The 580-nt window shown below is 57.1% G+C and carries 1 protein-coding gene; it reads right to left on the bottom strand.

The window, feature by feature from the left end:
• Nucleotides 1–580: molybdopterin dinucleotide binding domain-containing protein (locus tag BLW97_RS18120; protein ID WP_278278543.1), on the bottom strand; the 580-nt coding region annotated here is incomplete at both ends.

The raw sequence follows: 580 nt of genomic DNA, 5'->3' as shown, positions 1-580 counted from the left end.
TTCGCGGAGCCAGTCGCGGGTTCCGTCTTCACCAAACAGGCGCACAGCCAGCAGTTGCTTGCCCTGCATACAAAGGCGTTTGCGCACATGGCGGCGGGCATCGTCATAATCCAGCACTTCCAGACCATCCATGCCGAGAGCCTGGTCCCAAGCATGAATATCCCGTATGGCCGGAGCTTTTTCTCCAGCTAGACGTAAAATGAAACCTTCGCGTTGCTCCTGACGCATACGGCTGAGGCTGGCATAGGGAAAGTTTCTGGCAATACGCTGTGCGGCCTGAAAATGTGCTGCGTCGCTGTTCAGGCGCAGGAGCGTGCCCTGCCAGGGGAAAATGGCCGGTTCTATGCGAACCGCAGTGTGTTTGAACTCGGGCTCGCCGGAAACGGGATCAATGGCGGGCAAAGTGAGCTGGTTGCAAAGGGCAGCCGGAGCAAAGCGCCGGCCAAAATGCATGGGAGCAAATACCAGCCCTGGCTGCAGGTCTTTTTGAATGCGCACGCGAAATATATTTTCGCCACGCCGACTGATGACCCGGGCCAGATCCTCGTTTTTGAGTTTCAGGCGATGTGCATCTTCGGGA

It is taken from the genome of Acidithiobacillus albertensis, assembly GCF_001931655.1.
GTDB classification, from domain to species: domain Bacteria; phylum Pseudomonadota; class Gammaproteobacteria; order Acidithiobacillales; family Acidithiobacillaceae; genus Acidithiobacillus; species Acidithiobacillus thiooxidans.
Note: the sequence above shows the minus strand (reverse complement) of the source record. Positions and strands in the feature narration are given on the sequence as shown.